Annotated in this window: 22 protein-coding genes and 1 pseudogene; 16 read left to right on the top strand and 7 right to left on the bottom strand. The window is 69.3% G+C overall.

Annotated elements, in window-relative coordinates:
- Positions 1 to 36 precede the first annotated feature (36 nt).
- The 5 genes from AC3A6G_RS15440 to AC3A6G_RS15460 all read left to right on the top strand — a co-directional run bounded on the left by AC3A6G_RS15440 (position 37) and on the right by AC3A6G_RS15460 (position 5,080).
- Positions 37 to 834: an enoyl-CoA hydratase-related protein gene (locus AC3A6G_RS15440; RefSeq protein ID WP_487862955.1), complete on the top strand. Its 798-nt coding sequence runs from the start codon at positions 37 to 39 to the stop codon at positions 832 to 834.
- A 13-nt stretch (positions 835 to 847) separates the two neighbouring features.
- Positions 848 to 1,618 (top strand): SDR family NAD(P)-dependent oxidoreductase, encoded by a 771-nt coding sequence (locus AC3A6G_RS15445; protein WP_487862954.1) that lies wholly within the window; start codon positions 848 to 850, stop codon positions 1,616 to 1,618.
- A gap of 17 nt (positions 1,619 to 1,635) precedes the next feature.
- The gene (locus AC3A6G_RS15450; RefSeq protein WP_487873966.1) at positions 1,636 to 2,454 is read left to right on the top strand and encodes an enoyl-CoA hydratase; all 819 of its coding nucleotides are present in this window, start codon (positions 1,636 to 1,638) and stop codon (positions 2,452 to 2,454) included.
- Positions 2,455 to 2,526: 72 nt separating this feature from the next.
- Complete coding sequence (locus tag AC3A6G_RS15455) at positions 2,527 to 3,249, top strand: GntR family transcriptional regulator (RefSeq protein ID WP_487873967.1); 723 nt, start codon at positions 2,527 to 2,529, stop codon at positions 3,247 to 3,249.
- A gap of 163 nt (positions 3,250 to 3,412) precedes the next feature.
- Positions 3,413 to 5,080 carry an AMP-binding protein gene (locus tag AC3A6G_RS15460; RefSeq protein WP_487873968.1) on the top strand — a complete coding sequence of 556 codons (1,668 nt, stop codon included), beginning with the start codon at positions 3,413 to 3,415 and terminating at the stop codon, positions 5,078 to 5,080.
- A 21-nt stretch (positions 5,081 to 5,101) separates the two neighbouring features.
- Here AC3A6G_RS15460 and AC3A6G_RS15465 read toward each other — a convergent pair whose 3' ends face one another.
- On the bottom strand, positions 5,102 to 6,346 hold the full coding sequence (locus tag AC3A6G_RS15465; protein WP_487873969.1) for an acyl-CoA dehydrogenase family protein: 1,245 nt from the start codon (positions 6,344 to 6,346) through the stop codon (positions 5,102 to 5,104).
- A 38-nt stretch (positions 6,347 to 6,384) separates the two neighbouring features.
- Positions 6,385 to 6,843, bottom strand: coding sequence for a MaoC family dehydratase (locus tag AC3A6G_RS15470; protein ID WP_487873970.1), 459 nt, complete (start codon positions 6,841 to 6,843; stop codon positions 6,385 to 6,387).
- A 172-nt stretch (positions 6,844 to 7,015) separates the two neighbouring features.
- On the opposite strand from AC3A6G_RS15470, the gene AC3A6G_RS15475 reads away from it, so the two are divergent.
- Positions 7,016 to 8,239 carry an enoyl-CoA hydratase-related protein gene (locus AC3A6G_RS15475; RefSeq protein ID WP_487873971.1) on the top strand — a complete coding sequence of 408 codons (1,224 nt, stop codon included), beginning with the start codon at positions 7,016 to 7,018 and terminating at the stop codon, positions 8,237 to 8,239.
- A 33-nt stretch (positions 8,240 to 8,272) separates the two neighbouring features.
- Here AC3A6G_RS15475 and AC3A6G_RS15480 read toward each other — a convergent pair whose 3' ends face one another.
- The 4 genes from AC3A6G_RS15480 to AC3A6G_RS15495 form a co-directional block, all read right to left on the bottom strand.
- Complete coding sequence (locus tag AC3A6G_RS15480) at positions 8,273 to 9,277, bottom strand: metal-dependent hydrolase (RefSeq protein WP_487873972.1); 1,005 nt, start codon at positions 9,275 to 9,277, stop codon at positions 8,273 to 8,275.
- A gap of 9 nt (positions 9,278 to 9,286) precedes the next feature.
- Positions 9,287 to 10,660: a HipA domain-containing protein gene (locus AC3A6G_RS15485; RefSeq protein ID WP_487873973.1), complete on the bottom strand. Its 1,374-nt coding sequence runs from the start codon at positions 10,658 to 10,660 to the stop codon at positions 9,287 to 9,289.
- Between the two features lie 69 nt (positions 10,661 to 10,729).
- A complete protein-coding gene (locus AC3A6G_RS15490) occupies positions 10,730 to 11,428 on the bottom strand; it encodes a hypothetical protein (RefSeq protein ID WP_487873974.1) in 699 nt (232 codons plus the stop codon).
- Between the two features lie 17 nt (positions 11,429 to 11,445).
- On the bottom strand, positions 11,446 to 12,519 hold the full coding sequence (locus tag AC3A6G_RS15495; protein WP_487873975.1) for a phosphotransferase: 1,074 nt from the start codon (positions 12,517 to 12,519) through the stop codon (positions 11,446 to 11,448).
- A gap of 136 nt (positions 12,520 to 12,655) precedes the next feature.
- Between AC3A6G_RS15495 and AC3A6G_RS15500 the strand changes: the two genes are divergently transcribed.
- From AC3A6G_RS15500 to AC3A6G_RS15515, 4 genes are all read left to right on the top strand, one after another.
- On the top strand, positions 12,656 to 13,561 hold the full coding sequence (locus AC3A6G_RS15500) for a LysR family transcriptional regulator (RefSeq protein WP_487862943.1): 906 nt from the start codon (positions 12,656 to 12,658) through the stop codon (positions 13,559 to 13,561).
- Between the two features lie 32 nt (positions 13,562 to 13,593).
- Positions 13,594 to 14,553, top strand: a complete 960-nt coding sequence (locus AC3A6G_RS15505) for a LysR family transcriptional regulator (protein WP_487873976.1) — start codon at positions 13,594 to 13,596, stop codon at positions 14,551 to 14,553.
- A 70-nt stretch (positions 14,554 to 14,623) separates the two neighbouring features.
- Positions 14,624 to 15,709, top strand: coding sequence for an adenosine deaminase family protein (locus tag AC3A6G_RS15510; protein ID WP_487873977.1), 1,086 nt, complete (start codon positions 14,624 to 14,626; stop codon positions 15,707 to 15,709).
- A 20-nt stretch (positions 15,710 to 15,729) separates the two neighbouring features.
- On the top strand, positions 15,730 to 16,740 hold the full coding sequence (locus AC3A6G_RS15515; RefSeq protein WP_487873978.1) for a Bug family tripartite tricarboxylate transporter substrate binding protein: 1,011 nt from the start codon (positions 15,730 to 15,732) through the stop codon (positions 16,738 to 16,740).
- On the opposite strand, the gene AC3A6G_RS15520 is transcribed toward AC3A6G_RS15515, so the two are convergent.
- Positions 16,727 to 18,886 carry a tetratricopeptide repeat protein gene (locus tag AC3A6G_RS15520; protein WP_487873979.1) on the bottom strand — a complete coding sequence of 720 codons (2,160 nt, stop codon included), beginning with the start codon at positions 18,884 to 18,886 and terminating at the stop codon, positions 16,727 to 16,729. The genes AC3A6G_RS15515 and AC3A6G_RS15520 overlap by 14 nt on opposite strands.
- Before the next feature lie 267 nt (positions 18,887 to 19,153).
- Here AC3A6G_RS15520 and AC3A6G_RS15525 point away from each other — a divergent pair, with 267 nt between their 5' ends.
- The 6 genes and pseudogenes from AC3A6G_RS15525 (at position 19,154) to AC3A6G_RS15550 (ending at position 25,108) form a co-directional block, all read left to right on the top strand.
- Positions 19,154 to 20,407, top strand: coding sequence for an ABC transporter substrate-binding protein (locus AC3A6G_RS15525; protein ID WP_487873980.1), 1,254 nt, complete (start codon positions 19,154 to 19,156; stop codon positions 20,405 to 20,407).
- Between the two features lie 16 nt (positions 20,408 to 20,423).
- On the top strand, positions 20,424 to 21,677 hold the full coding sequence (locus AC3A6G_RS15530; RefSeq protein ID WP_487873981.1) for an ABC transporter substrate-binding protein: 1,254 nt from the start codon (positions 20,424 to 20,426) through the stop codon (positions 21,675 to 21,677).
- A 2-nt stretch (positions 21,678 to 21,679) separates the two neighbouring features.
- Entirely contained in the window at positions 21,680 to 23,638 is a 1,959-nt protein-coding gene (locus tag AC3A6G_RS15535) for an ABC transporter permease (RefSeq protein WP_487873982.1), read from the top strand.
- A pseudogene (locus tag AC3A6G_RS15540) lies at positions 23,635 to 24,165 on the top strand (ABC transporter ATP-binding protein); the annotation flags it as partial. The gene AC3A6G_RS15535 and the pseudogene AC3A6G_RS15540, both read left to right, overlap by 4 nt.
- Before the next feature lie 144 nt (positions 24,166 to 24,309).
- Positions 24,310 to 24,411, top strand: a complete 102-nt coding sequence (locus AC3A6G_RS15545; RefSeq protein ID WP_487874009.1) for an ABC transporter ATP-binding protein C-terminal domain-containing protein — start codon at positions 24,310 to 24,312, stop codon at positions 24,409 to 24,411.
- A complete protein-coding gene (locus AC3A6G_RS15550) occupies positions 24,404 to 25,108 on the top strand; it encodes an ABC transporter ATP-binding protein (RefSeq protein ID WP_487873983.1) in 705 nt (234 codons plus the stop codon). The genes AC3A6G_RS15545 and AC3A6G_RS15550 overlap by 8 nt, the downstream gene beginning before the upstream one ends.
- Positions 25,109 to 25,117: the final 9 nt, after the last annotated feature.

A 25,117-nucleotide genomic window follows, 5' to 3' on the forward strand; every position in this document is an offset into this window, starting at 1 on the left:
CCGCAAATCACACTTCACTCAGGAGAAAAAACCCTTATGGCCACCACCCAGGAGCTCGTCGAGCATTTCGAGCACGGCGTGCTCACGCTCACGCTGAACCGGCCCGAGCGCCTCAATGCGCTGACCGTGCCGATGACCGAGGCGCTGCTGGCGGCGCTGCGCCGCGCGGCGGTCGACACCGAGGTGCGCGCCGTCGTGCTGACCGGCGCGGGCCGCGGGTTCTGCGCCGGTGGCGACGTGAAGGCGATGGCCGAGGACGACGCCACGCGCCACACGCTCGAATCGCGCACGCTGCAGCTGCGCGAGCACATGGAATGCGCGCGGCTGCTGCACGAGATGCCCAAGCCCACCCTCGCCGTGGTGCGCGGCGCGGCCGCGGGCGCGGGCCTGTCGCTCGCGCTCGCCTGCGACCTGCTGCTGGCGAGCGACACCGCCAAGCTCACCTCGGCGTTCGCCAAGGTGGGGCTGTCGGGCGACTTCGGCAGCACCTACTTCCTGACCAAGCTGCTGGGCCCGCGTGCGCGCGCCTTCGCGTTGCTGTCGCCGGTGGTGAAGGCCGACGAGGCGCTGCAGATGGGGCTGGTCACGCGCGTGGTGCCCGACGCCGAGCTCGACGCCGCGGGCCGCGCGCTCGCGCAGCAGCTGGCCGACGGTCCGTCGATCACGCTCGGCCACATCAAGGCCAACCTGAACGCGGCCGAGCAGGGTGCCACGCTGGCGCAGGCGCTCGACCACGAGGCCATCCGCCATATACGCTGCGGCATGACCGAAGACCACCAGGAAGCGGCGCGCGCCTTCGTCGAGAAGCGCGCACCGAAGTTCGTCAACCGCTGAAGGAGACACCCGCATGGACCGCTTTTCGCTCAAGGGCAAGACTGCCATCGTCACCGGCTCGTCGCGCGGCATCGGCCGCGCAATCGCCATCGCCTATGCCCGCGCGGGCGCCCGCGTCGTCGTGACCAGCCGCAAGGCCGACGCCTGCGAGGCCCTGGTGGCCGAGCTGCGCGGCGAGGGGCTCGAGGCCACGGCGATCCCCTGCAACATCTCGAGCAAGGAGCAGGTGGCCGCGCTGGTCGACCGCACCGAGGCGGCCTTCGGGCCGGTCGACGTGCTGGTGTGCAACGCGGCGGTCAATCCGTACTACGGCCCGATGTCGGGCATCAGCGACGAGGCTTTCTCGAAGGTGATGGACGTCAACATCCGCTCCAACCTGTGGCTGGTGAACCGCGTGGCCCCGGGCATGGCCGAGCGCGGCGGCGGCTCCATCGTCATCATCAGCTCGATCGCGGGGCTCACGGGCTCACGCGTGCTCGGCGCCTATGCGATCTCGAAGGCGGCCGACATGCAGCTCGCGCGCAACCTGGCGCTCGAATGGGGCAAGCAGGGCGTGCGCACCAACTGCATCGCGCCCGGGCTGATCAAGACCGACTTCGCGAAGGCGCTCTGGGACAACCCGAAGACGCTGGCCGCCGCGCTCGCGTCGAGCCCGCTCAATGCCATCGGCGACCCGGAGGACATTGCGGGCGCGGCGCTGCTGCTGGGCTCCGACGCAGGGCGCTTCATCACCGGCACCACGATCGTGATCGACGGCGGCGCCACCATCGGCGGCGAGGCTTGACGCAGGGAGTTAAAGACATGACCTACCAGGACATCCGCATCGCCACCGAAGACCACGTGCTCACGCTCACGCTGAACCGCCCCGACAAGCTCAACGCATGGACGCACCGCATGGAAAGCGAGTTCCGCCAGGCGGTGGCGACGGCCGAGGTCGACGATGCGGTGCGCGCGATCGTGGTCACGGGCGCGGGGCGCGGCTTCTGCGCGGGCGCCGACATGGACATCCTCGAGGCGGGGGCGGCGGGGGCCGACGTCGGCGATGCAGCCACCGCGCCCGCGGCGCCGCCCGAAGGCGGCATAGAGGCCAACTACGCCTGGCGCTTCAGCTACCTGCTGCGCGTGCGCAAGCCGATCTTCGCGGCCATCAATGGGCCGATCGCGGGCATCGGGCTGTGCATGGCGGTGTTCTGCGACTTCCGCTACATGGCCGAAGGCCAGAAGCTCACCACCGCCTTCGCCAAGCGCGGCCTGATCGCGGAGCACGGTATCTCGTGGATGCTGCCGAGGCTGGTCGGGCCGACGAACGCGCTCGACCTGCTGCTGTCGGGCCGCACCGTCGTGACGGCCGAGGCCGCGGCGCTGGGGCTCGTGAAGCCGCTGCCCCCGCAAGGCTTCCTTGCCCAGGTGCAGGCGATGGCGCGCGAGATGACGCAGAACGCATCGCCGCGCTCGATCGGCGTGATCAAGCGCCAAGTGTACGACAGCCTGTTCCAGGACCTCGACACCGCATGGCGCCGCGCCGACGAGGAGATGCAGGCTTCGTTCTCGAGCGAAGATTTCCGCGAAGGCGTGGCGCATTTCCTCGAGAAGCGCCCGCCGGCCTTCACCGGCCGCTGACCGCACCCGAGACGACATAACATATACGCTATTTTCTGAAAGGCGCGCGTGCTGCGTGCCGACCCGTACGCCATGGAAGACACCCCCCTCACGCGCGACAGCCTCAACGCGCAGGCCTACAACCGCCTCTGCCGCGACCTCAAGGCCGGCCGCTTTGCGCCGGGCGAGAAGCTCAAGCTGCGCGACCTCGCCGCCGAGATGGGCATCAGCCCGACGCCGGTGCGCGAGGCCCTGGCCCGGCTGATTTCCGAACAGGCGCTCGAACAGGTCGGCCACCATTCGGTGCGCGTGCCCGTGATGAGCGAGGAGCGCTTTGCCGAGGTGCGCACGCTGCGGCTGATGCTCGAGGGCGAGGCCGCCGCGCGCGCCGCGCCGCGCGCCGGCACCGAAGACGTGAAAAAGCTCGAAGCCATCCACGAGCGCATGGCCGCGCTGCGCGAGGCCGGCGACACCGCGGGCGAGCTGCTCGAGGCCGAGCGCTTTCACATGGAGGTGTATGCGCTCGCGCGCATGCCCGTGCTGCAGCGCATGGTCGAGGGCCTGTGGCTGCAGTGCGGCCCTCTCATGAAGGCGCTGCAGACCCATGCGCTCGGCCAGCCGCGCAAGCAGCATCCGCAGTTGATGGTATTGCGCGGCCTGCGCAAGCGCGACGGCGACGTGGCGCGGCGCGGCATCCACGACGAGATCGACCGCACCACGGCACCGATCCTGGCCTACCTGCGCGAGCGCAGCGCCGAAGAAGAGGCGCCCCGCGTGCCTGCAAAACAAAAGGCGGCAGCGGGCCAGGCGGCCTGAACAATCCGCAGCGCGCTCCATGCAGCGCGCGGATGGATGTGCATGCCGAATATTCATCGGCATGCCTTGCCGCGGCGGGCGCGTCGCCGCATGATGGTGCACAAACCGGGGCCCTCGCGCAGGTGCCACCCGGACGAGCAGACCGACTCGGAGACAACCCAGCATGATCGCCTACCGCCACGGCCACCGGCCGCTGCACGAGTACCTGCGGCTGCACGCGCGCCGCACGCCCGACAAGGCCGCCGTGATCTGGTACGGCCGCGAAATCTCGTGGGCCGAGCTCGACGACCTGAGCGACCGCTTTGCGCAAAGCCTGCGCGACCGGGGCATCGGGCAGGGCGACGTGGTGGCGCTGTTCCTGCACAACTGCCCGCAGTACCTGATCGCGCACTTCGGCGTGCAGAAGCTCGGCGCCATTGTCAGCCCCTGCAACCCCGACGCGCAGGCCTACGAGCTCGAGCACCAGCTCAGCGAGCTCGACGCGAGCGCCATCGTCGCGGGCGAGGAGCTGCTCAAGGTGGTGCTCGGCTCGCATGCGATGCGCACCGTGGCGCACGTCTACGCGGTGCGCAGCGGCGCCATGCTGCCCGCTACACTGGCCGTGGACGTGCCGCCCTGCCTGCGCCTGCCGCACGAGGGCGCACCGCCGCTGCCGGCCTGCACCATCGACTTTGCCGATGCACTCGCCGCGGCCGGGCCGTTCGAGCCGCCCGACACCATCGCGATGGACGACGTGGCGCTGATGGCCTACACCTCGGGCAGCACCGGGCTGCCCAAGGGCGCGATGATCAGCTACGAGTGCGCGCTCTACAAGACCGCGGTGAGCGCTGACAGTTTCGGCGTCGGCGCCGGCGACGTGATGCTGGCCGACGTGGCGCTGCACCACATCTCGGGAATGATGACGGGCCTCGCGCTGCCCGTGTACGCCGGTGCCACCGTGGTCCTGCTCAACCGCTTCGACGCCACCGCGGTGCTGCAGGCGATCGAAGCCTGCAAGGTGACCTGGTGGTACACCATGGCGCCTTCGCTGCCCTCTGTCATGGCCTGCGACGATGCGGCGAGCTACGACCTGTCGACCCTGCGCACCACGGTGGGCACGAGCTTCGGCGTGCCGCTGTCGCAGGCGCTGGCCGCGCGCTGGAGCCGCTTCGCCAACGGCTGCCTGGTCTACGAGGCCGGCTACGGCCTGAGCGAGACCCACACCTGCGACACGCTGATGCCGCCCGACGCCATCAAGTGGGGCACCAACGGCAAGCCCGCGCCGGGCGTCGAACTGCGCATCGTCGACCTCGAGACCGGGCGCGACCTGCCGCCGGGCCAGCGCGGAGAGATCCTGCTGCGCGGGCCGATCCGCTACAAGGGCTACTGGCTGCAGCGCGAGGCCACCGAGGCGATGCTGAAGGACGGCTGGCTGCGCACGGGCGACGTGGGCGTGGTCGACGAGGAGGGCTACCTCACCTTCCTCGGGCGCACCAAGGAGATGATCAAGGTCTGGAGCTACAGCGTGTTCCCGGAGGAGGTCGAGGCCATCCTCGGCATGCACCCCGACGTGCGCCAGGCCGCGGTGGTCGGCCTGCCCGACCCCGACCGCGGCGAGGCGGTGCAGGCCTACGTGGTGCTGAAGGACGAGGCCGCCGCGCGCGTGCGTGCCGGCCAGACCAAGGACCGCGCCGACCAGAAGATCATCGAATGGTGCCTGCAGCACATGTCGCACTACAAGGTGCCGCGCAGCGTGATCTTCCGCAGCGGCCTGCCGTCGTCCGAAAACGGCAAGGTGCTGCGGCGCATGCTGCGGGAGGCGGGTGGTCCATCGCCGATGGCGCTGAACTGATGACCCGCCGCGCGGTGCGCTTCAGCGCGCCGCGGCCGGCACGCGGTAGTTCATGAGCTCCTGCTTGGCGATCGCGTTGCGGTGCACCTCGTCGGGGCCGTCGGCCACGCGCAGGTGGCGCGCGTACGCATAGAACGAGGTCAGCAGCGTGTCCTGGCTCAGGCCCGCGGCGCCGAAGGCCTGCATCGCGTCGTCGATCACCTGCACGCAGTTGTTGGGCGCGAGCACCTTGATCATCGCGATCTCCTTGGCCGCCACCTTGTTGCCCACGGTGTCCATGCGCCAGGCCGCATGCAGCACCATCCAGCGCGTCTGGTCGATCAGCATGCGCGCCTTGGCAATGCGCTCGCGCCACACGCCCTGCTCGGCCAGCGGCTTGCCGAAGGCCACGCGCGAGACCACGCGCTCGCACATCATCTCCAGCGCCGACTCGGCCATGCCGATCATGCGCATGCAGTGGTGGATGCGGCCCGGGCCGAGCCGGCCCTGCGCAATCTCGAAGCCGCGGCCCTCGCCGAGCAGCAGGTTCGACGCCGGCACGCGCACGTTCTCGAACAGCACCTCGGGATGGCCGAAGGGCGCGTCGTAGTGGCCCATGAGCGCCATGTCGCGCAGCACGGTCACGCCCGGGGTGTCGCGCGGCACGATGATCATCGACTGCTGGCGGTGCCGATCGGGGTTGTCGGGGTCGGTCTTGCCCATCAGGATGAAGAGCTTGCAGCGCTCGTTCATTGCGCCCGTGATGTACCACTTGCGTCCGTTGATCACGTAGTCGCTGCCGTCGCGGCGGATGCTGCATTCGATGTTGGTGGCATCCGACGAGGCCACGGCCGGCTCGGTCATCGCGAACGACGAGCGGATCTCGCCTTCGAGCAGCGGCTTCAGCCACTGCGCCTGCTGCTCGGGCGAGCCGTAGCGCGCGATGACCTCGGTGTTGCCGGTGTCGGGCGCGCTGCAGTTGAAGGCTTCGGCGCTCCAGTAGCGTCGGCCCATGATCTCGCACAGCGGCGCGTACTCGAGGTTGGTGAGGCCCGCGCCATGTTCGGCCTCGGGCAGGAACAGGTTCCACAGGCCGGCGGCGCGCGCCTTGGGCTTGAGTTCTTCCATCAGCGGCAGCGTGGTGTAGCTGCCGCCGTTCTGTGCGTTGAGGTACGAGCGGTGCGCTTCTTCTTCGCGGCGCTGCTCGTTCGGGTAGATGTGTTCGTCCATGAAGGCGAGCAGGCGCTCGCGCAGGTCTTGTACCTTGGGGCTGTAGGCGAATTCCATGGCGTGTTCCGGTTGAGATGGGTGTTGAAAGTGGGATGTCAGGACCAGGAGAACAGGCCCAGCGACACGGCCACGAGCGCCGGCTTGGCCTGGCCTTCGATCTCGACCGTGTTCTCGGTGCGCAGCAGCGTCCAGCCGTCGTCGCGCGGCTCGGCCGCGAGCAGCTTCATGTGGTTGCGCACGCGCGAGCCCGCGGGCACCGGCGATATGAAGCGCAGCTTGTCCATGCCGTAGTTCACCGACTTGGTGGCGTTCAGCCCGCCGAGCAGCTCGTAGGTGGCAATGGGCAGCAGCGACAGCGTGAGGAAGCCGTGTGCGACCGGCGCGCCGAACGGGCTTTCGCGCCGGGCGCGTTCCACGTCGAGGTGGATCCACTGGCGGTCTTCGGTGCATTCCGCGAATGCGTCGATGCGCGACTGCGGCACCTCGATCCAGGACGAGGTGCCGATCGGCTGGCCGACGTGGTCGAGCAGGTTGTCTTTGGTGAGTGAGGGCATAGCGATGCACCTGAAATGGGGATGCGCCAATGGTGCCGCTTGCCGGGCGCCGCGGGGCGGCGTGTGCATGAAGGCTTTTCATCGGGCGCATGCGGCTTGTTGATGCCGTGGCCGCGCGCGTGCATGAACATCGGCCATCGGATCTCTTGTGCCTCTGCCCCGAAAGGACACCGTGACCGCCAGCTACGAAGTGCGCGACGGCATTGCCGTTCTGACCATGGACAACCCGCCCGTCAACAGCCTCGGGCTCGGCAACCGGCGCTTCATCGCCGACGCGGTGCGCCGCGCCGAGGGCGACGCCGCCGTGCGCGCGGTCGTGCTCACCGGCCGCGGCCGCGCCTTCTGCGGCGGCGCCGACATCCGCGAGTTCAACCGCCCCGAGGCGACCGCGGCGCCCGAGCTCGTCGATGTCATCACGCAGGTGGAAGCCTGCGAGAAGCCGATCGTCGCCGCGATCCACGGCGTGGTGATGGGCGGCGGGCTCGAGCTTGCGATGGGCTGCCACTACCGCATCGTCGAGGCCCGCACGCAGGTGGCGCTGCCCGAAGTGCGCATCGGCATTCTGCCGGGTGCGACGGGCACGCAGCGGTTGCCGCGCCTGATCGGGCTCGAACCCGCGCTCAACATGATCGTGACCGGCGACACCGCGCTGGCCGAGGCGCTTTTCGCGCTGCCGGGCCAACGCCTGTTCGACGTGCTCGTCGCCGCGGATGTGGTCGCGCAGGCCGTGGCCTTTGCGCGCGAGAAGGCAGCGCTGCGCCCGCTGCCGCGCTCGCGCGAACTGCACGTCGTGCATCCCGATGCCGAGGGCTTTCTGCACTTCGCGCGCAACGCGGTCGCGGCCGGTTCACAGCACTGTCCCGCGCCGCTGCGCTGCCTCGACTGCGTGGCGCAGTCGGTGCGGCTGCCGTTCGATGCCGCGGTCGCGTACGAACGCGAGGCCGTCACCGACCTGGTGTGGACGCCCGAGAGCGCGGCGCTGCGCCATGCCTTCTTCTCGGAGCGTGCGGCGAAGAAGGCTGCGGGTCCCGGCGATGCAGCCATCGCCGAGCGCATGCTGGCACGCTACCGCGATGCGGCGCGGCAGTTGATGGCCGGCGGCGTGGACGCACGCGCGATCGACCGGGCGATGCGCGGATTCGGCTTTGCGCCCGAACTGGCGACGGAGGTGCCTGCAGCGCCCGCGGCTGCACGCCCCATCGACGACGACGCGATCGTGCAGCGGTTGATGCGCGCGATGGTGGAGGAGGGCGTGCGCCTGATCGACGAGGGCGCGGCCGCGCACGCGAGCCACATCGACCATCTGTTTCTTTCCACGCAGGGGTTTCCGCGTTGGCGCGGAGGGCCGATGTATGTCGGATCGCTGGCCGGGTGGTGCGCGCTGGCGGTGGGCTGATTCGCGCTGCGTGGAGCCTCCATCTTCAGCGCGTCACCTTGGCGCTGCGACGTTCGAACTCCAGATTCGCTCCCAGACCCACGCCAGCGCCCGCCGCACGTCCCCACGCGAACCCTCGTTGCGCGGGACCACGGGACGCCACGCCCCGCCTTGCGCCTCTGCGACGACGAATGAAAAGCTGTAGTTCGGCTCCTGACCCATGCGCAAGTCCGTGACCCATGCCCGCCCGCCGCGTGCATGCACCTTGTAGAAGCCGTGCGAGAACGCCGCGAGCCGCTGCACAGGCGGCAGCGTGCTCACAGACCCCGACACCGGTGGCGCAGCGAAACGCGTCCATTGAATCGGGCGGTCGCCGTCCAATAGCGAGCGGAAGCCCTCGTCGTAGTTCCCGTCCGGCCGCATGGCCACGATGCGCCACAGCAAGGTATTGAAGGGTGTTGGCGTCACCAGTATTGCCGCCGGCGGGACCGCCCCCGCGAGCGACGCCTGCGCCGTGGTGCGCACGTGCCATTGCGCAGCCGCACTCCACGCCAGGTAGGCAGTCGACAGCACAAGGCCCGCGTGCACCGACGGCAGGCCCCGCCAGTGGCGGCGCGTCACACCGATGACGACGCCTGCGAGCAAAGGCAGTGTGTAGAGCGGGTCGATGATGAAAATGCTGCCCACGCCGAAAGGGTAATCGGTGAACGGCAGCAGCAACTGCGTGCCGTAAACGGTCATCGCGTCCAGCAGGGGATGCGTCACCAGGACCAGCCACATCGCGAGCCACCAACGCCGGAATCCGGCTCGCTCGCCGTGCAGCCATGTCGGCAATGCGGCAAGAACGGGCGACGCAAGCGTCAACCAGAACAGGGAATGCGACTCGGCACGGTGAAGCACCATGTTGCGCAAGGCATCGCCCTGATCGATCAATACATCCAGGTCCGGCAGGGTGCCGGCCAACCCGCCCCACAGAGCGGCCTTCCAGGCGGCCGTGCGACGGCCCATGGTGGCCAAGCCAACCGATGCGCCCAAGACAAATTGAGAAAGGGAGTCCACGGGCCGAGGCTAACCCACGGACTGGCCATTCTCTGCCCCGCGCGCCGGAAGCAAAGGCGCAACAACCTCGGCAACCAGCTTGGCATTGCCCGCACTGATCTTGCGCATCGGCCTGGACAGTCTTTCATCAGCGGCAGCGGCCAGCCAGAAGGCATGTGCTGCCTCGAAGGCCTGTGCCCAGACGTCGGGCCTGGCACCCAGCGAACGGAACGAAGGCGCGACGGGCCGCAACGGCGGCTCGATGCCGCCGCCCACGGGCGCGTAGATCGTGGGGAGCATGTCGTAAGCCGGCGACACGTCGATCGGCCGCCCCCGCTCGTCGGTCATGAGCGAGAGATTCTCGAAGTGCCGGTCGACGTTCCCGATCAGTTCGGAAAAAGCGGTCAACACGAGGACTTGCCGCACCGAGCCGGGCCCGATCATTCCCGCTTCCTCGCAGCGCTGCGCGAACGAGGGCCAGTCGTCCCGCATGCCGAACAACGCGTCGTCGATCGCGCGGGCCGAGATCATCCCTCGTCGGCCGAACCGTCCCACGCGGTCGAAGCGCTCGACCTCGAGGTAGCCGTAGGCATCGTTTTCGAAGTAGCGCGCCGTCGCTGCATCCACGCCCGCTTCCGCGAGCGCGCGCAACGCCAGTTCCTCCAAAACGAGCATTTCCGAGGACCGCGTTCCGACGCGTGCGAACTTCACGATGAGATGGCCGCGACCCTCTGCCTCGCAGGTGAACTTGGGCTGCTCGCCGCCCGCGCTGCTGCCCGCGCCCGTCTGGCTCGTGGCGTTCGCCAGGTCGAGATAGGCCCTCGGAATGTCGGCGTCGGCGATCGGCGCGGTTTGCCGCGCTGCCATGTGGGCGGCGAACGAACTGGCACCCCACATGAGTGAGCCGGCCACGTCCGAACCGGCTGCGCACAGGAACTTCACCCGGTGGTCGTCCGACCAGTCGCGCAGCGACGACGGAACACCGAATTCCGCGGACACGATCTTCGCGATGCGCGCACCGAGGTAGCCCGACGGCGCGGCGAAGGCCATCGCCGGCGGCAGTCCTTCGTGGAAGCGGCTGTCCGGCCCGCCGAGATCGACCCAGGTGCCGCCGCGGAGAAAGCTGACGGCGCCGATTTCGGTGACCCGGCCGTCCTCGCCGACACGGAAGACAGGCTGGGGTGAGGCCACGGGTTCGTTGCGCACGAGCGCATAGCGCGGCGTGCGCACCCCCGGTTCTCGAAAACGGAGGACTTCCTTGCCAAAATTCTGAATAGTTCGTGAGAGAGTTGCCTGACTGACCTGCAGGAGCGTCAGCAATTCATCGACAGGTCGCGGTCCCTGGGAAAGCACGGTGCGGACGAGCGCTTCCCTTTCGCCATCGCCGCGGCTCCTTGCTTTCATTGGAGAGTTCATCGAATAAGATCGTGAATAGTTCGATGAATTATACGGGGCGTCGATGCGCCCGTTCGCCTACGCCCCAGGCCGCAGCACGAACCGGATGCCCAGCGCGTCGAACGCGGCGCCGCGCTGCCCCTCTCGCTGCAGCGCGACGCCGCGTGACGGCGCTTCGCGCAGCAGCCCGTCGAGATCGTCCACGCCGAGGTCGATGCCGGCCACCGTGGTGCGGCCATCGGCCGCGAGCGCGAAGCGCAGTTCGATCCCGTCGAGCGCGACGGCGGGCAGCCCCTGCGGGTTGCGCGCCGGCGGCGCATGGAACAACTGCGCCCAATGCAGCGCGACACGCTCGGGCGAGCGCACCGACAGCGTCAGGCCGCACAGCCGGGCCGCGCCGCGGGCGGCGTCTTTCATCGGCTGCGGTGCTTCCTGCAGGTCGACCGCGCAGGCGCCCGTGTCCACGGCCTCGAGCCGCAGGCACGGTGTGCAACCGAGCGCCACGCCATCGAGCGGCTCGATACCCAGGCGCTGCAGGTGCGTGCGCTGGCGTGCGAGGTCGCTGCATTGCAGGGCGAGCGTGTCGCCGGGCGCATCGCGCAGTTCGAGCCAGGGTCCGCCCAGGCGCAGCCGCGGCCCGTGTGTGCCGTCGCCGTGGTCCGGCGACAGTGCGAACACGCGTTCGAAGAGCGCGAGCGCCGCAGCGCTGTCGGCCCTGTCGGCGAAAGCCAGGCGCAGGCCGCGCAGGCGGGGCGTGAGCGGAAGGCCGGCCATCATCGCGTTCGGTGCGGTGCTCAGCCCGGCGCCACGCGCTGCCAGCCGAGCTCGGCCAGCTGCCGCGCCTGCCGTCCGGCGTCGAGCGCATGGGCGTTCGACGCGTTGCCCGCGAGCGCGCGGCCCATGATGCCCTGCGCGATGGCGGCGGCGCGGAACAGGTTGAAGGCGGTGTAGAAGCGCCAGGTCTGCGGCGCCACGGGCGCGAGGCCGCGGCGCTCGCAATAGCGCGCCACGTAGGCGTCTTCGCTCGGCAGGCCGCGCGCGGCGAGCTGCTGCGCGTCGAGGTCGCCGAGGCCGCGGAACGGCGGCGGCAGCTGCCAGGCCATGCAGTGGTAGGCGAAGTCGGCCATGGGGTCGCCGAGCGTCGAGAGTTCCCAGTCGAGCACCGCGACGACGCGCGGCGCATCGTGCGCGAACACCAGGTTGTCGAGCCGGAAGTCGCCATGCACGATGCGCGCGGGATGCTCGGGCGGCAGGTGGCGCGGCAGCCATTCGATCAGCGCCTCCATCGCGTCGATGCGCTCGGTCTCGCTCGCGCGGTACTGCTTGGTCCAGCGCGCGACCTGGCGCTCGATGTAGTTGCCGGGACGTCCGTAGTCGGCCAGGCCGATTGCAGCCACGTCGACGTCGTGCAGCGCGGCCTGCACCCGGTTCATCTCGTCGCAGATCGCCGCGCGCTCGGCGGGCGCGAGCTCGGGCAGCTTCGGGTCCCAGAGGATGCGGCCGTCGACGTGGTCCATCACGTAGAAGGCGGTGCCGATGACGGCCGGGTCCTCGCACAGCGCATGCACGCGCGGCACGGGCACCGGCGTGTCGGCCAGCGCGCGCATCACGCGGAACTCGCGCTCCACCGCATGCGCCGAGGGCAGCAGCACGCCCGGGGGCTTGCGCCGCAGCACGTAGCGCCGGCTCGGCGTTTCGAGCAGGAAGGTCGGGTTCGACTGGCCGCCCTTGAACTGCGAGATGCGCAACTGCACATTGGCGCCGGGGTCGACGCGCGCGGCGAACCAGTGCCGCAGCGCGGTCTCGTCGAAGCGGTGCTGGGCACGCACTTCGGTGGTGCCTGCGAACGGCTCGCTGGTCGTCGTCATGGGGTGCCTGTCTCCTCGGTGAATGCGCGCGCGCGGCGACTCGCGGCATGATGGTGCGCGTTCGTCCAGGCGACAGCCTAAGGGCAGGGGTGCCGCGGCGGCCAATGAATGCTTCGAATGGACCTGGATACGGCAAATGCATATCTCCCGCGTCGACCTCAACCTGCTCGTGGTGCTCGACACCATCTACACCGAAGGCGGCATCACCAAGGCGGCCGAGAAGCTGCACCTGACGCAGCCGGCCATCAGCCATGCGCTGGCGCGCCTGCGCGACCTGTTCAACGACCCGTTGTTCGAGCGCCAGGGCCACCGCATGGTGCCGACGCCGCTGACCAAGCGGCTGATCGACCCGCTGCGCGGCTCGCTGCAGTCGATCGGATCGCTGCTCAACGACACGCAGAGCTTCGAGCCCGCCACGGCGAAGAAGCGCTTCGTGGTCGGGCTGCGCGACTTCATGGAGTCGACCGTGATGCCGCCGCTCATGAAGGCGCTGGCCATCGAGGCGCCGGGCGTGGACGTGTCGAGCGTGCGCGCCAACCGCCGCAGCCTGGAAAGCGAGCTCGCGGCCGGCACGCTCGACGTGGCGGTCGATGTGCTGCTGCCGCTGTCCGACGCGGTGAAGGTCAAGCGCATCACCGTCGACGGCATGGCGGTGGTGGCGCGCCAGGGGCATCCGGCCATCGCCGACGGCGCGATCACGCTCGACAGCTACCTGGCCGAGCGCCACATCCTCGTCACCTCGCGCCGCCAGGGCCCGGGTTTCGAGGACATCGAGCTGCGTCGCATGGGCGTGCAGCGCCAGGTGGCGCTGCGCTGTCAGTTCTACTTCGCGGCCTGCCGCACGGTGTCGGAAACCGACCTGCTGCTGACCATGCCCGAGAGCTATGCGCACGTGGCGAACCGCCAGTTCGGCAACCAGGTGATGGCCTTCCCGGTGCCGCTGTCGTCGATGGACGCCTACATGTACTGGCACGCGAGCACCGACAACGATGCGGCCAACCGCTGGCTGCGCGCGGTGATGCTGCGCTGCATCGCGCGCTGAGTGCGGGCGCAGGTCTGCGGCACACTGGCGCGATGTCACTTCTTCCCGAGCCAGAAGGCGAGAGCGCACGGCGCCTGGACGAGCCGCTGCTGCGCTCCCTGCATGCGCTGCTCAGCGAGTCCGGCGTATCCCAGGCGGCGGCCCGGCTCGGCATCGACCAGTCCGCGATGAGCCGCCACCTTGCCGTTCTGCGCCGGCTGATCGGCGACCCGCTCCTGATCAGGGTCGGCAATCGCATGGTGCTGACCGAACGGGCGCAGGAACTGGTCGCGCCCACCCAACGGATCCTGGCGGACATGTCGCTGCTGGTCGCCCATGCGGTGGCGCGGCCCCTGCGCACTCTCCGCCGCAGCTTCCGGATCGCGACCTACGACTTCATGCCCAAAGCCTTCTTCGCCCACCTGGCCGAACGCATCGGCAGGGAAGCGCCCGATTGCGACCTGGTCATCCGCGGCCTGGGCTCACGCTTCGAGCACTACCGGCAACTCGCGGACGGCGACGTGGACCTGGTGATCACGGTCTGGCCGGAACTGCCGGAACATCTGCGCGCGACCAGCCTGCTCGACGAGCCGCTGGTCTGCGTGCTGCGCCCGGGCCATCCGATGGCCGAGGCCGGTGCCCTGACGCTCGAGAGCTTCCAGCACGCCAGCCACCTGACCTCGCTCGAGCACGTACCGGGGCGGGGCACCATCATCGATGCCCAGATGGCCGAACTGGGCGTGACGCTGCGCACCGTGGTGCACACGCAGTTCCTGAGCCTCGCACCGAGCATCCTGGCGCGCACCGACCTCGTCTTCACCACGGGCCGCCTGCTCGCCGAGGACTTCGCGCGCGAACGCGGCCTCGTCATCGTGCCGTTTCCCGCCAGCATCAAGCCGATGCGCTACCGGCTCGTCTGGCACGAGCGCACCCACACGGACCACGCCTTGCGCTGGCTGCGCGACGAGCTGACGTCGGCCGCGCGCGTGCTGGCCCAGCGGCCCGGGTCATGACAAGGCTGTCATAACCCAAGCCACGCAGCAGCCATGGGCCGGGTGCATGGCGGCCGATAAGGTCCGCTGCATGCAAGAACCCTCTCCAGACCCATTCGCGTCCAGTGTCCTCCCGCCGCAGTTGCTGGGGCGGCTGCCCAAGGTGGACCTGCACCTGCACATCGCCGGGACCCTGCGGCCCGCCACCCTGGCCGCGCTGGCGCAACGCCACGGGCTGCCCCTTCCGCGTCCGGTGGACCGCCTGTACGTCTACCGCGACTTCTACGACTTCATCGACGTGCTGCGGCTGGGCGCGCGCGCCGTGCGCAGCGCCGCCGACTTCGAGCGCATGGCCTACGAGGCGATCGAGGACGCCGCTGCCGCGGGCACGCGGCATGTGGAGATGTCCTTCAATCCGCAGTACTACATGCCCACGCAGGTGCCCTACCGGGTGCAGCTCGACGGCCTCGCGGCGGGGGTGCGGGCGGCCGAGCAGGATTTCGGCTGCTCGGCCTTGCTGATCGCGTCGCTGGACCGCGGCCTGCCGATGGACAGTGCCGAGCAAGCCATCTCGGACGTCGTTGCCCAGCCGCACGAGCTGGTCGTGGGCATCGGCCTAGACGGACCCGAGCGGGAAGGCCCGCCCGCCAGGTTCGCGCCGCTCTTCCAGCGTGCGGGCCGGGCCGGCCTTCGGCGCACCGCCCACGTGTGCGAAGACAACCAGACGCAGGCGGAAGCCCCGCCGTCCCACGTGCGCGACTGCCTGCATCTGCTCGGCTGCGACCGCCTGGACCACGGCTACAACCTGCTGGCCGACGACGACGGCGTCCAGCGGGCCAGGGACAACGGCGTTTACTTCTGCGTGTGCGGCATCACGAGCGTCAAGCGCAACCAGGCACGCCGCTTGCAAAGCATCCGCGCCATGCAGGAGGCCGGCCTCCGGCTGACCCTCAACACCGACGATCCCGCGATGTTCCACACCGACCAGGCCCACACCCTCGGCACGGTGCTCGAGGGCTGCGGCTGGTCGTGGAACGAGGCCTGCGCCTTCAGCCTGGCAGGCGTGGATGCCTGCTGGCTGGATGCGGACGCCAAGCGCACGCTGCGTCAGCGCTTCGAGCGCGAGATCGCCGCGCTCGCCGATGCGCCCGGCGACGGTGCGCCCGCCATTCAATGACCCATCACGCAGGAGCCTTCATGAAAACTCTCACCTTCCTCTCCCGCCGCGGTTGGCTCGGCGCCTGTCTGCTGGGTACGCTGTCGGCACTGGCAGCAACCGGTGCAACGGCGGCGGGTCCGGCATGGCCTGCGCAGCCCGTGACCATCGTCGTACCCTATTCCGCGGGCGGCAACGTGGATGTACTCGCCCGCTGGATCGTGCCCGAACTGTCCAGGCGTCTGGGCCAGCCGGTCGTCATCGAGAACCTGACCGGTGCCGGCGGCATCATCGGCACCGAGAAGGTCGTGCGCGCCAAGCCGGATGGCTACACCCTGTTGATGTCGGTGGAAAGTGCCGTGGTCATCGCAAAGATGGTGACACCCGCCACGGTACGTTACGACGGCCTGCGCGACCTTCAGCCCGTCACGCTGCTCGGCGCCCAGCCGCTGGCCCTGGTCGGCCGGCCGGGATTGCCCGCCAGAACGACCGGCGAGCTGTTCAAGGACATGAAGGACCATCCCGGCAAATACAGCTACGCCACCTCTGGCGTCGGCACCTCGTTGCATCTCGGTGGCGAGATGCTCAAGCAGATGGCCGCCGTGGACATGGTGCACGTGCCCTACCGGAACGGCCCGCAGATCGTCACGGACCTCAGCGGCAACCAGCTCGACCTGGCCGTGCTCCCGCTGTCGATGGTGATGCAGCAGGCACGCGCAGGGCAGGTGCGAATCTACGGCCTGATGGACGACAAGCCCTCGGCCGCGATGCCCGAAGCGCGGATGCTGGGCGACAGCGACTCCGCCCTGCGCGGCGCGAACGTCACCGTGTGGCAGGGAATCTTCGTGCCGAAGGGAACGCCCGCCGGCATCGTCGACCGCCTGGACGATGCATTGCGCGCCGTGCTGCAGGAGCCCGGCGTGCGCAAGAACTTCGCGGAGGGCGGCGTGGCGGTGATCGGGTCGGGCCCAGCAGAGTTCGCGCGCTTTCTGCAGCAAGAACAGGCCAAGTTCGGTGCGGTCGTTGCCAAGGGGCAGATCAGGGCCGAGTAGCGCAGGCGCGCACAGGGCCGTGAGAAGAGGGCTTTTCGCTGGCCGGATCAGCATGTGATCCGGCTGCAAGCTGGATGTGGTCCGGTGGCAAGCCGAGCCGATGGCGTTCGCCCATCGCCGCGAAGGCGGCTTCGATTCGCCTTGCGAACAGCGGCGTATCGAACAGCGGCGTCTCGGTGCGGCCGCAAGAGAGACGCCGGCGCAGCCCGGCGAGCGTCTCCGGTGAGCTTGCGAGGGACAGCGCTGCCGCCTCGTAGGCGCTCACGCTGCGCGTCACGAGTTCAGGAAGGCCCATGGTATTCAGCAGGCTCGCCGCCACCCGGGATGCGAAGGTGCGGCCAGCAAGCGTCAGCACCGGAAGGCCGGCCCACAGCGCATCGCTGCAGGTGGTGTGCGCGTTGTAGTGGAAGGTGTCCAGAAACAGGTCGGCGTGGGCGTGGCGCGCAAGATGCTCGGCGAGCGGAAGGCGCTCGGCCCAGACGATGCGGCTGGCTTCGACGCCGCGCGCAACGGCCTCGGCCTCGATGCCGGCTGCTGCGGCATCGCTGCCTCTCAGCAGCCACAGCACGCTGCCGGGCACGCGTCGAAGCAGCCGCATCCAGACTTCGAAGACGTCGGGCGTGATCTTGTAGATGTTGTTGAAGCAGGCGAAGACAAGGCCCTGCGGCGGCAGGCCCATCTCCTCGCGGTTCGGTGCCGCGTCGGCAATCGCCTTGGTGTGGTCGTTGGCTTGGTAGCAGCCGGGCAGCGTCACCACCTTCTCCGCGTAGTGACCATATTCGTCGGGACAGATCAACGTCGCGTCGGCAACGATGTAGTCGATGAAGTCGCAGCCCATCGACGCTGGAAAACCGAGATAGTTGACCTGTACCGGCGCTGCGCGGTGCGCAAAGATGCAGGGCCGCGCGCCCTCGGTGAAGCCGTTGAGGTCGACCGCGATGTCGATCCCCTCGGTCTGCGCCAGTTGCGCGATCTGCGCATCGCTTCGGTCGGCGCATTCGACGAAGCGGTCGAATGCGGCCGCGACCCGCTGCGTCATCGGGTCCGGCGCTGTCGGCCCGACGCTGAAGCCGAACCACTCGAAGCGCTCGCGGTCGTGGCATTCGAACAGTCGCACCATCAGCTGCGAGGTGGCGTGGTTGCGGAAGTCGGACGAGAAATAGCCGACGCGCAGCTTTTTCCGGCTGGACGCACGTGGCGCGGTTTGGGCGGCACCTTCGCGCGTGGGGCACTGGTCTTGCGCGTAGGTGCGCGCGCACGCCAGCAGCGTGGCTGGGCACGCGGGTGTCGCAAGCAGCGAGAACGGAACGGCGGCCTTCTCGCCGGCACGCACGCGCTCGAGTGTGTCGGCCACCATCGGGCCCCATGCCACCCAGCGGCACATCAACGTCGCGTTGTAGAGCCAGTGGCCGCGCTCGTAGCCGGTATCGGGCGGAAGCTTCGCGATATCGGCATGCGCGGCGAGCGCCTCGGCATGCCGGCCTAGGCATGCGAGCACGGTGGCGCGGGCCATGAGCGCACCGCCGTCCCGCGGCGCCAGCGCCAGCGCCCGGTCGACGCTTTGCAGGGCCTGCGGCCCGTGCCCGAGTTCGGCCAGTGCGAGCCCGCGCTCCGCCCACGCGCGCACCAGTTCGGGATCGGACGCGAGTGCGCGGTCGCAGTGGCGAAGCGCCTCGTCGAAGCGGGCCAGCTCGACCAGCGTGCGCGCGATGTTGGCGTGGAGCACGGGGGAGTCGCCGTCGATGTCCTGCGCGCGTCCGAAGGCAGCCAGCGCCCGCTCATGGTCGCCGAGCGCATCGTAGGCGACGCCCGTTTCGTGCCATGCCTCGAAGAAGTCTCCCCACGCAATGGCACGCCGGAACGACTTCAAGGCACCACGCACCTGGCCGCGCTGCAACTGCACCTTTCCGAGATAGAAGAGCGCCTCTGGCGAACACCCCGGCAAGCGCGATGCCTCGAGCAGGAGTTCTTCGCATTCCTCCAGTTGGCCGCGGTTGCCGCAGATGTAGGCCAGCAGCTCGTAGGCCTTCGAGACCGCGTTGCTCCGCCTGATGACCTGACGCAGCAGATCCTCGCAAGGCCGGATCTGTCCAGCTCGGAAGTAGCGATCGGCCAGGACGATTTTCTGGTGCGTGGATTGCGGCATTGACGTGTGCGGACGAAGGGCGCGTCGCGCCTGCGTCGACCTCTTCGAGACCGCGAAGCGCGAGCCGGACCCTTGTTCCTCGGCCGGGAGGATACAAATGGTTTCGGGTTCTGGCAACCGCAGCGCTGTTCGGTACCTCCTGCGCCTCATCCGGGTTTACGCCAGTGCATCTTCCTTCGCTCAGTCGTAATCTGTCATCTGTTATAACAAATACCGCTTTGAGCCAATCCCAACCGATCGGCCCGGCGCGTGACTCAGGAGACGAAGATGACTATGCAAAGGCGTCGATTCATCCAGGCCACGGCCGCCGCAGCGGCTGTGCTCGGCGGGCCTGTTTCGCGGCTGGCGCGTGCGCAGGCCGGGCCGGTGCGCATCGGCGTGATGCTGCCGATGAGCGGCATCGGCGCCGAGGCCGGCGCGGCCTGGCTCGCCGGGGCCAAGGTGGCCACCGAGCAGTGGAACGCGAAGGGCGGCGTGCTCAAGCGGCCGGTGGAGCTGGTGGTGCGCGACGACAAGTTCACCAGCGCCGGCGCCGTGGCCGCGGCGCGCGAGCTGGCCGGCAGCGGCGTCAACCTGCTGGTCGGCGGCTCGCAGTCGCCGATGGCGCTGGCCACCGCGCCGATCCTGCCCGAGCTCAAGGCGATGATGGTCGCGCCGTGCCCCACGGTGATGTCGCTCACGCACGAGAGCTTCCAGCGCAACTTCTTCCGCCTCTCGTGGAACGCCTATATCGCGTTCGCCGGCATCGGCAACATGCTGACCGAGCGCTTCGCGGAAGTGAAGACCTGGTCGTGCATCGTGCCCGACAGCGAGAACGGCCGGGACATGGCGCGCTTCTTCACGCTCGGCGTGCAGCGCGCGGCCGCCAAGGCAGGGCGCCAGGTGAAAGTGCTCGAGCCGGTGTTCGCGAGCCTCAACAAGGCCGACTACAAGGTCGAGATCAACAGCCTCATGAATGCGCCGTCGCAAGGCCTGTTCGTCGGCCTCACGGCCGCGCCCTGCATCAGCCTGCTGCAGCAGGGGCGCTCGGTGGGCATGGACAAGAAGTTCAAGGTGATCGGCGATGCAGGCACCGAACTGATGATCGCCAAGGCGATGCAGAAGTCGACGCCGGCCAACCTCTGGAGCATCAGCTACTGGGTGCCGGGCACCGAGGCCGGCAAGCGCAACCCGCTGAGCACGCCGCTCTACGACGGCTACGTGAAGCTCACCGGCGACAGGAACCCGCCGAGCATCGTGCAGTCGAGCCACCGCTGCGCGCTCGCGCTGTTCAACGCGGTGCAGAAAGCGGGCAACACCGAGACCGATGCGGTCATTGCCGCGCTCGAAGGCCTGACCTTCGACACCGCGGTGGGCAGCTACCACGTGCGCAAGGAAGACCACCAGGGCCTGGGCACGGCCTACATCGCCAAGGTGGGCGCGCGCGACGCCGATCCGGGCTACGGCATCGTCGATGCCATGGCCTACAACGAAGCCGACGTGGCGGAGCCGCCGACGCCGGGCAAAGCCATTGCGCTGTAAGGACCCGAGCATCACCATGACCATTCCACGCAGAACCCTTCTCCAGGCCGCGAGCGCGGCCGCCGTGCTGTGCGCCGCCGGCGCACGGCCGCTGCGCGCGCAGGGCGCGCCCATCCGCGTCGGCGCGATGCTGCCGATGAGCGGCATCGGCGCCGAGGCCGGCACCGCCTGGCTGCACGGCATCAAGGCGGCCCAGATGCAATGGAACGAGAGCGGCGGGCTGCTCGGCCGCCAGATCGAGATCGTGGTGCGCGACGACAAGTTCACGAGCGCGGGCGCGGTCAACGCCGCACGCGAGCTTGCGGGCGAGGGTGTCAACCTGTCGATCGGTGCGGGTCAGTCGCCGATGGCGCTGGCGATCGCGCCGATCCTGGCCGAACTCAAGAGCATGGTGGTGGCGCCGGCCCCGACGGTGATGTCGGTCACGCACGAGAACTTCAGCCGCAACTTCTTCCGGCTGTCGTCGAATGCGCTGATGCTCTACGGCGGCATCGGCAACCTGATGACCACGCGCTTCGCCGACGTGAAGACCTGGGCCGTGATCGCACCCGACAGCGAGAACGGCCGCGACGTGGCGCGCTACTTCAAGGCCGGTGCGATGGCGGCCGCGGCCAAGGCCGGGCGCCAGGTGAAGGTGGCCGAACCGGTGTTCGCGAGCCTCAACAAGTCCGACTACAAGATCGAAATCAACAACCTGATGAACTCGGGCGCCGAGGGCTTGTTCATCGGGCTCACGGCCGCACCCTGCGTGAGCCTGCTGCAGCAGGGCCGCGCGGTGGGGCTCGACCGCAAGTTCAAGGTCATCGGCGAGGCCGGCACCGAGCTGATGATCGCCAAGGCGATGCAGAAGTCGACGCCGAAGAACCTCTGGGGCGTGACCTTCTGGGCGCCCGAACTGGAGCCGTTCAAGAGCGAGTTCCCGGTCAGCAAGCAATTGAGCGAGTACATCCTGAAGGTGGCGGGCACGCCCTGGGTGCCGGGCATCGTGCAGGCCTCGCACCGCTCGGCGCTCGGCATCTTCCATGCGGTGAAGAAGGCCGGGTCGACCGAGACCGACGCGGTGATTGCGGCGCTCGAGGGCCTGCAGTTCGACACGGCGGCCGGCCCCTACCGCGTGCGCAAGGAAGACCACCAGGGCATCGGCTCGTTCTACTTCGCCAAGATCGGCGCGCGCGATGCCGCGCCGGGCTACGGCCTGGAGCAGGTGTTCCGCCTGGACGAGAATGAGATCGTCGAGCCGCCGTCGCCCGGCAAGAAGTACGAGGGCTGAGCGTGGTCAACGAACTCATGTTCGCGGTGTTCAATGCCGCCGCGTTCGGCATGGCGATCTTCGTGGTCGCGGCCGGGCTCACGTTGATCTTCGGGCTGATGCGCCTGCTCAACATGGCGCAGGGCGGCTTCTTCATGATCGGTGCCTACACCGCGTACTCGGTGATGGGACGCGACGTGCAGTCGCTGTGGATGTTCCTGCTGGCCGCGCTCGCGGGCGGCGTGGTGGTGGCACTGCTCGGCCTCGTCACCGACCGGCTGGTGCTGCGGCGGCTGCGCAACGTCGATCCGCACTACGTGCTGATCGCCACCTTCGCGCTCATGATGGTGTGCACCGGCGTGACCAAGCTGATCTGGGGCGTGGACTTCTTCTCGGTCAATCCACCGCCCGGCCTGGACCAGCCGCTCAACCCCTTCGGCATGTTCTTCTCGGCCTACCAGCTGTTCGTGATCGCGGCGGGCGTGGTGGTCTACATCGTGCTCGAGGTGGCGATCCACCGCATGTGGTTCGGCAAGCTGATGCAGGCGCTCGCGGCCGACCCGTGGATGTCGGGCGTGCTCGGGCTCAACGTGTCGTTCGGCATCGCGCTGAGCGTGATGGCGAGCTTCTTCCTCGCCGGCCTCGCGGGCGGGCTGCTGCTGCCGAACCAGAGCCTGTCGACGGGGCTCGGCGACTCGTACCTGATGTTCGCGTTCTTCGCGGTGATCATCGGCGGGCTGGGCAACATCCGCGGCGCGTTCATCGGCTCGCTGGTGCTGGGGCTGGTGCAGAGCCTCAACACGGTGCTGCTGCCTTCGGTGCCGGGCCTCGCGATCTACGTGGTGCTCGCGGGCTTCCTGCTGTGGAAGCCGAGCGGCCTGTTCCCGGCCGCCGGCGCGCAGGAAGAAAGCCACGCGGGCGCGCACGGCTCGGGCGGGCTGCACCGCCCGCGCATTCCGCGTGCCGTGTGGCAGGTGCTGGGTGTCGCGGTGGTCGGCGTGCTTGCCACGCTGCCGCTGTGGGTGAATGCCGGCCCGCTCTACGTGGTGGGCACGGTGCTGGTGCAGGTGGTGTTCGCGCTGTCGTGGAACATCCTCTTCGGCTACACGGGGCTGGTGTCGTTCGGCCATGCGGGCTTCTTCGCGCTCGGCGCCTACCTGGCCGCGCTGGCGCTGCGCCACATTGCGGGCGTGCCGTTCCTCGGCGTGCTGCTGGGCGCGGCGCTGCTCGGTGCGGTGGCCGCCTGGGTCATCGGTGTGCTGGCGCTGCGACGCATGAGCGGCGTGTTCCTCGCGGTGCTGACCGTGGCGCTGGCCGAGGCGTTGCGGCTGGTGATCGGCTTCTCTACCTTCCTCGGCCGCGAGGACGGCATCACCGACATCCCGCGCCCGGCCCTCGACTTCGGCCTGTGGCGCATCGACCTGTCGAGCTCGAACGCCTACTACTGGTTCCTGCTGGTGGCCACGGTGCTGATTACCGCCTTCCTCTGGTGGCTGCTGCACAGCCGCTTCGGCCGCACGCTGCAGACGGTGCGCCAGGACGCGGAGCGCGCGGCCTTCATGGGCACGAACGTGGCGCGCTACCGGCTCGCGGCCTTCGTCATCTCGGGCGCCGTGGCGGCGGTGGCGGGCGCGCTCTATGCGCCGTGGTCGCGCATCGTCACGGTCGAAGAGGTGCACTGGCTCGCCTCGGCGCAGCCGATGCTCAACACGCTGTTGGGCGGTGTCAGCTCGTTCTGGGGGCCGGTGGTGGGGGCGGGGCTGTTCGCGGCCATCACCTACGCCACGCGCACCTTGGTCGGGCTGTCGGAGCTGATCGTCGGCACGGGGCTGCTGGCGATCATCCTGTTGGCGCCGAACGGTGCGGTCGGGCTCTGGCGCAACCTCGAAGAGCGGATCTGGGGGCGGCGCAGCCCGCCGCCCGCGAAGGACCGGGCACATGTGCCGCCGGGCGCCACGCTCGAAACCGGAGGCATTCGATGAGCACCGCGGAGCTGCTGCGCGTGGACGGCGTGCGCAAGAACTACGGCCCGATCGAGGTGCTGCACGGCGTGAGCCTGTCGGTGGCGCGCGGCGAGGTGTTCGCGATCATCGGGCCGAACGGCGCCGGCAAGACGACGATGTTCAAGGTGATGACGGGCGAGGTGCCGTCCAACGGCGGGACGATCCACTTCGAGGGACGCGACGTGACGCGGCTGCCCGCGCACGAGCGGGTGCGCGAGGGCTTCGGGCGCACCTTCCAGGTGGCGCGCGTGTTCCACGACTTCACCGTGCTCGACAACGTGATCGCGGCGGTGGAGGCGCGGCGCCGCAACCGGCGCGAGCCGCTGGGTGCGCGCTGGCGCTGCGCGCCGTCGGCCGAGGTGCGCGACGAAGCCATGGCGCTGCTCGCGGACGTGCGGCTCGACCCGATGGCGGGCGAGGCGGCGCGCTTTCTGTCGCACGGCGACAAGAAGCGGCTCGAGTTCGTGATCGCGCTCGCGGGCCGGCCGAGCATCCTGATGCTCGACGAGCCCACGGCCGGCATGTCGCCGAGCGACCGGGCCGACATCGCACAGCTGGTGGCGCGCACGCGCGCGGAACGCGGCATCACGGTGGTGATGACCGAACACGACATGGACGTGGTGTTCGGCCTGGCGAGCCGCATCATGGTGATGAACTACGGCGAGGTGGTCGCCACCGGCAGCGTCGACGAGGTGCGACGCGATCCCAAAGTGCGCGAGGTCTACCTCGGCAAGGAGATGGTCGGTGCTTGAAGTCCGCGAACTCGATGCCTTCTACGGCGACAGCCACATCCTGCTCGGCGCCCAGATCTCGGTAGGGCCCGGCCAGCGCGTGGCGCTGCTCGGGCGCAACGGCGCGGGCAAGTCGACGCTGCTCAAGAGCGTGATGAACGCCGGCCCGCGCGTGCGCGGCACGCTGCGCTTCGGCGGCCGCGACCTGCAAGGCATGCCCACGCACCAGCGCACGCGCATGGGCCTGTCGCTGGTGCCGGAGGACCGGCGCATTTTCACGCACCTGACGGTGGCCGAGAACATCGCGATGGCGCGCTACGGCGCCTCGCCCGAGCGACCGGCGGTCACGGTGGCCGAGATCGTCGCGCGCTTCCCGATGCTGGCGCCACTGCAGCAGCGCTACGGCGGGCAGCTCAGCGGCGGCCAGCAGCAGCTGCTGGCGGTGGCACGCGCGATGGCCGCCAACCCGAGCCTGCTGTTGCTCGACGAGCCGACCGAAGGGCTCGCGCCGATCATCGTCGAGGAGATGGCGCGCGACGTGGTGCGCACCTGCACCGAGGGCAACGTCGCGCTGCTGCTGTGCGAGCAGAACATCTGGTTCGCGCGCCGTTGCACGCAGCACGTCTACGTCATCGACACCGGCCGCATCGTCTTCGAGGGCGACTGGGCCGCCTTCGACAGCCACCCGGAGGTGCAGCAGCGCTACCTCGCGCTGTGAGCGGCCCCG

Source organism: Variovorax sp. Soil_C_26 (assembly GCF_057657075.1).

Bases quoted from the DNA above. Each gene is read 5' to 3' on its own strand.
- AC3A6G_RS15440 (WP_487862955.1), top strand. From the start codon at position 37: ATGGCCACCACCCAGGAGCTCGTCGAGCATTTCGAGCACGGCGTGCTC.
- AC3A6G_RS15445 (WP_487862954.1), top strand. From the start codon at position 848: ATGGACCGCTTTTCGCTCAAGGGCAAGACTGCCATCGTCACCGGCTCG.
- AC3A6G_RS15450 (WP_487873966.1), top strand. From the start codon at position 1,636: ATGACCTACCAGGACATCCGCATCGCCACCGAAGACCACGTGCTCACG.
- AC3A6G_RS15455 (WP_487873967.1), top strand. From the start codon at position 2,527: ATGGAAGACACCCCCCTCACGCGCGACAGCCTCAACGCGCAGGCCTAC.
- AC3A6G_RS15460 (WP_487873968.1), top strand. From the start codon at position 3,413: ATGATCGCCTACCGCCACGGCCACCGGCCGCTGCACGAGTACCTGCGG.
- AC3A6G_RS15465 (WP_487873969.1), bottom strand. From the start codon at position 6,346: ATGGAATTCGCCTACAGCCCCAAGGTACAAGACCTGCGCGAGCGCCTG.
- AC3A6G_RS15470 (WP_487873970.1), bottom strand. From the start codon at position 6,843: ATGCCCTCACTCACCAAAGACAACCTGCTCGACCACGTCGGCCAGCCG.
- AC3A6G_RS15485 (WP_487873973.1), bottom strand. From the start codon at position 10,660: ATGAAAGCAAGGAGCCGCGGCGATGGCGAAAGGGAAGCGCTCGTCCGC.
- AC3A6G_RS15490 (WP_487873974.1), bottom strand. From the start codon at position 11,428: ATGATGGCCGGCCTTCCGCTCACGCCCCGCCTGCGCGGCCTGCGCCTG.
- AC3A6G_RS15495 (WP_487873975.1), bottom strand. From the start codon at position 12,519: ATGACGACGACCAGCGAGCCGTTCGCAGGCACCACCGAAGTGCGTGCC.
- AC3A6G_RS15500 (WP_487862943.1), top strand. From the start codon at position 12,656: ATGCATATCTCCCGCGTCGACCTCAACCTGCTCGTGGTGCTCGACACC.
- AC3A6G_RS15505 (WP_487873976.1), top strand. From the start codon at position 13,594: ATGTCACTTCTTCCCGAGCCAGAAGGCGAGAGCGCACGGCGCCTGGAC.
- AC3A6G_RS15510 (WP_487873977.1), top strand. From the start codon at position 14,624: ATGCAAGAACCCTCTCCAGACCCATTCGCGTCCAGTGTCCTCCCGCCG.
- AC3A6G_RS15515 (WP_487873978.1), top strand. From the start codon at position 15,730: ATGAAAACTCTCACCTTCCTCTCCCGCCGCGGTTGGCTCGGCGCCTGT.
- AC3A6G_RS15520 (WP_487873979.1), bottom strand. From the start codon at position 18,886: ATGCCGCAATCCACGCACCAGAAAATCGTCCTGGCCGATCGCTACTTC.
- AC3A6G_RS15525 (WP_487873980.1), top strand. From the start codon at position 19,154: ATGACTATGCAAAGGCGTCGATTCATCCAGGCCACGGCCGCCGCAGCG.
- AC3A6G_RS15530 (WP_487873981.1), top strand. From the start codon at position 20,424: ATGACCATTCCACGCAGAACCCTTCTCCAGGCCGCGAGCGCGGCCGCC.
- AC3A6G_RS15545 (WP_487874009.1), top strand. From the start codon at position 24,310: ATGAACTACGGCGAGGTGGTCGCCACCGGCAGCGTCGACGAGGTGCGA.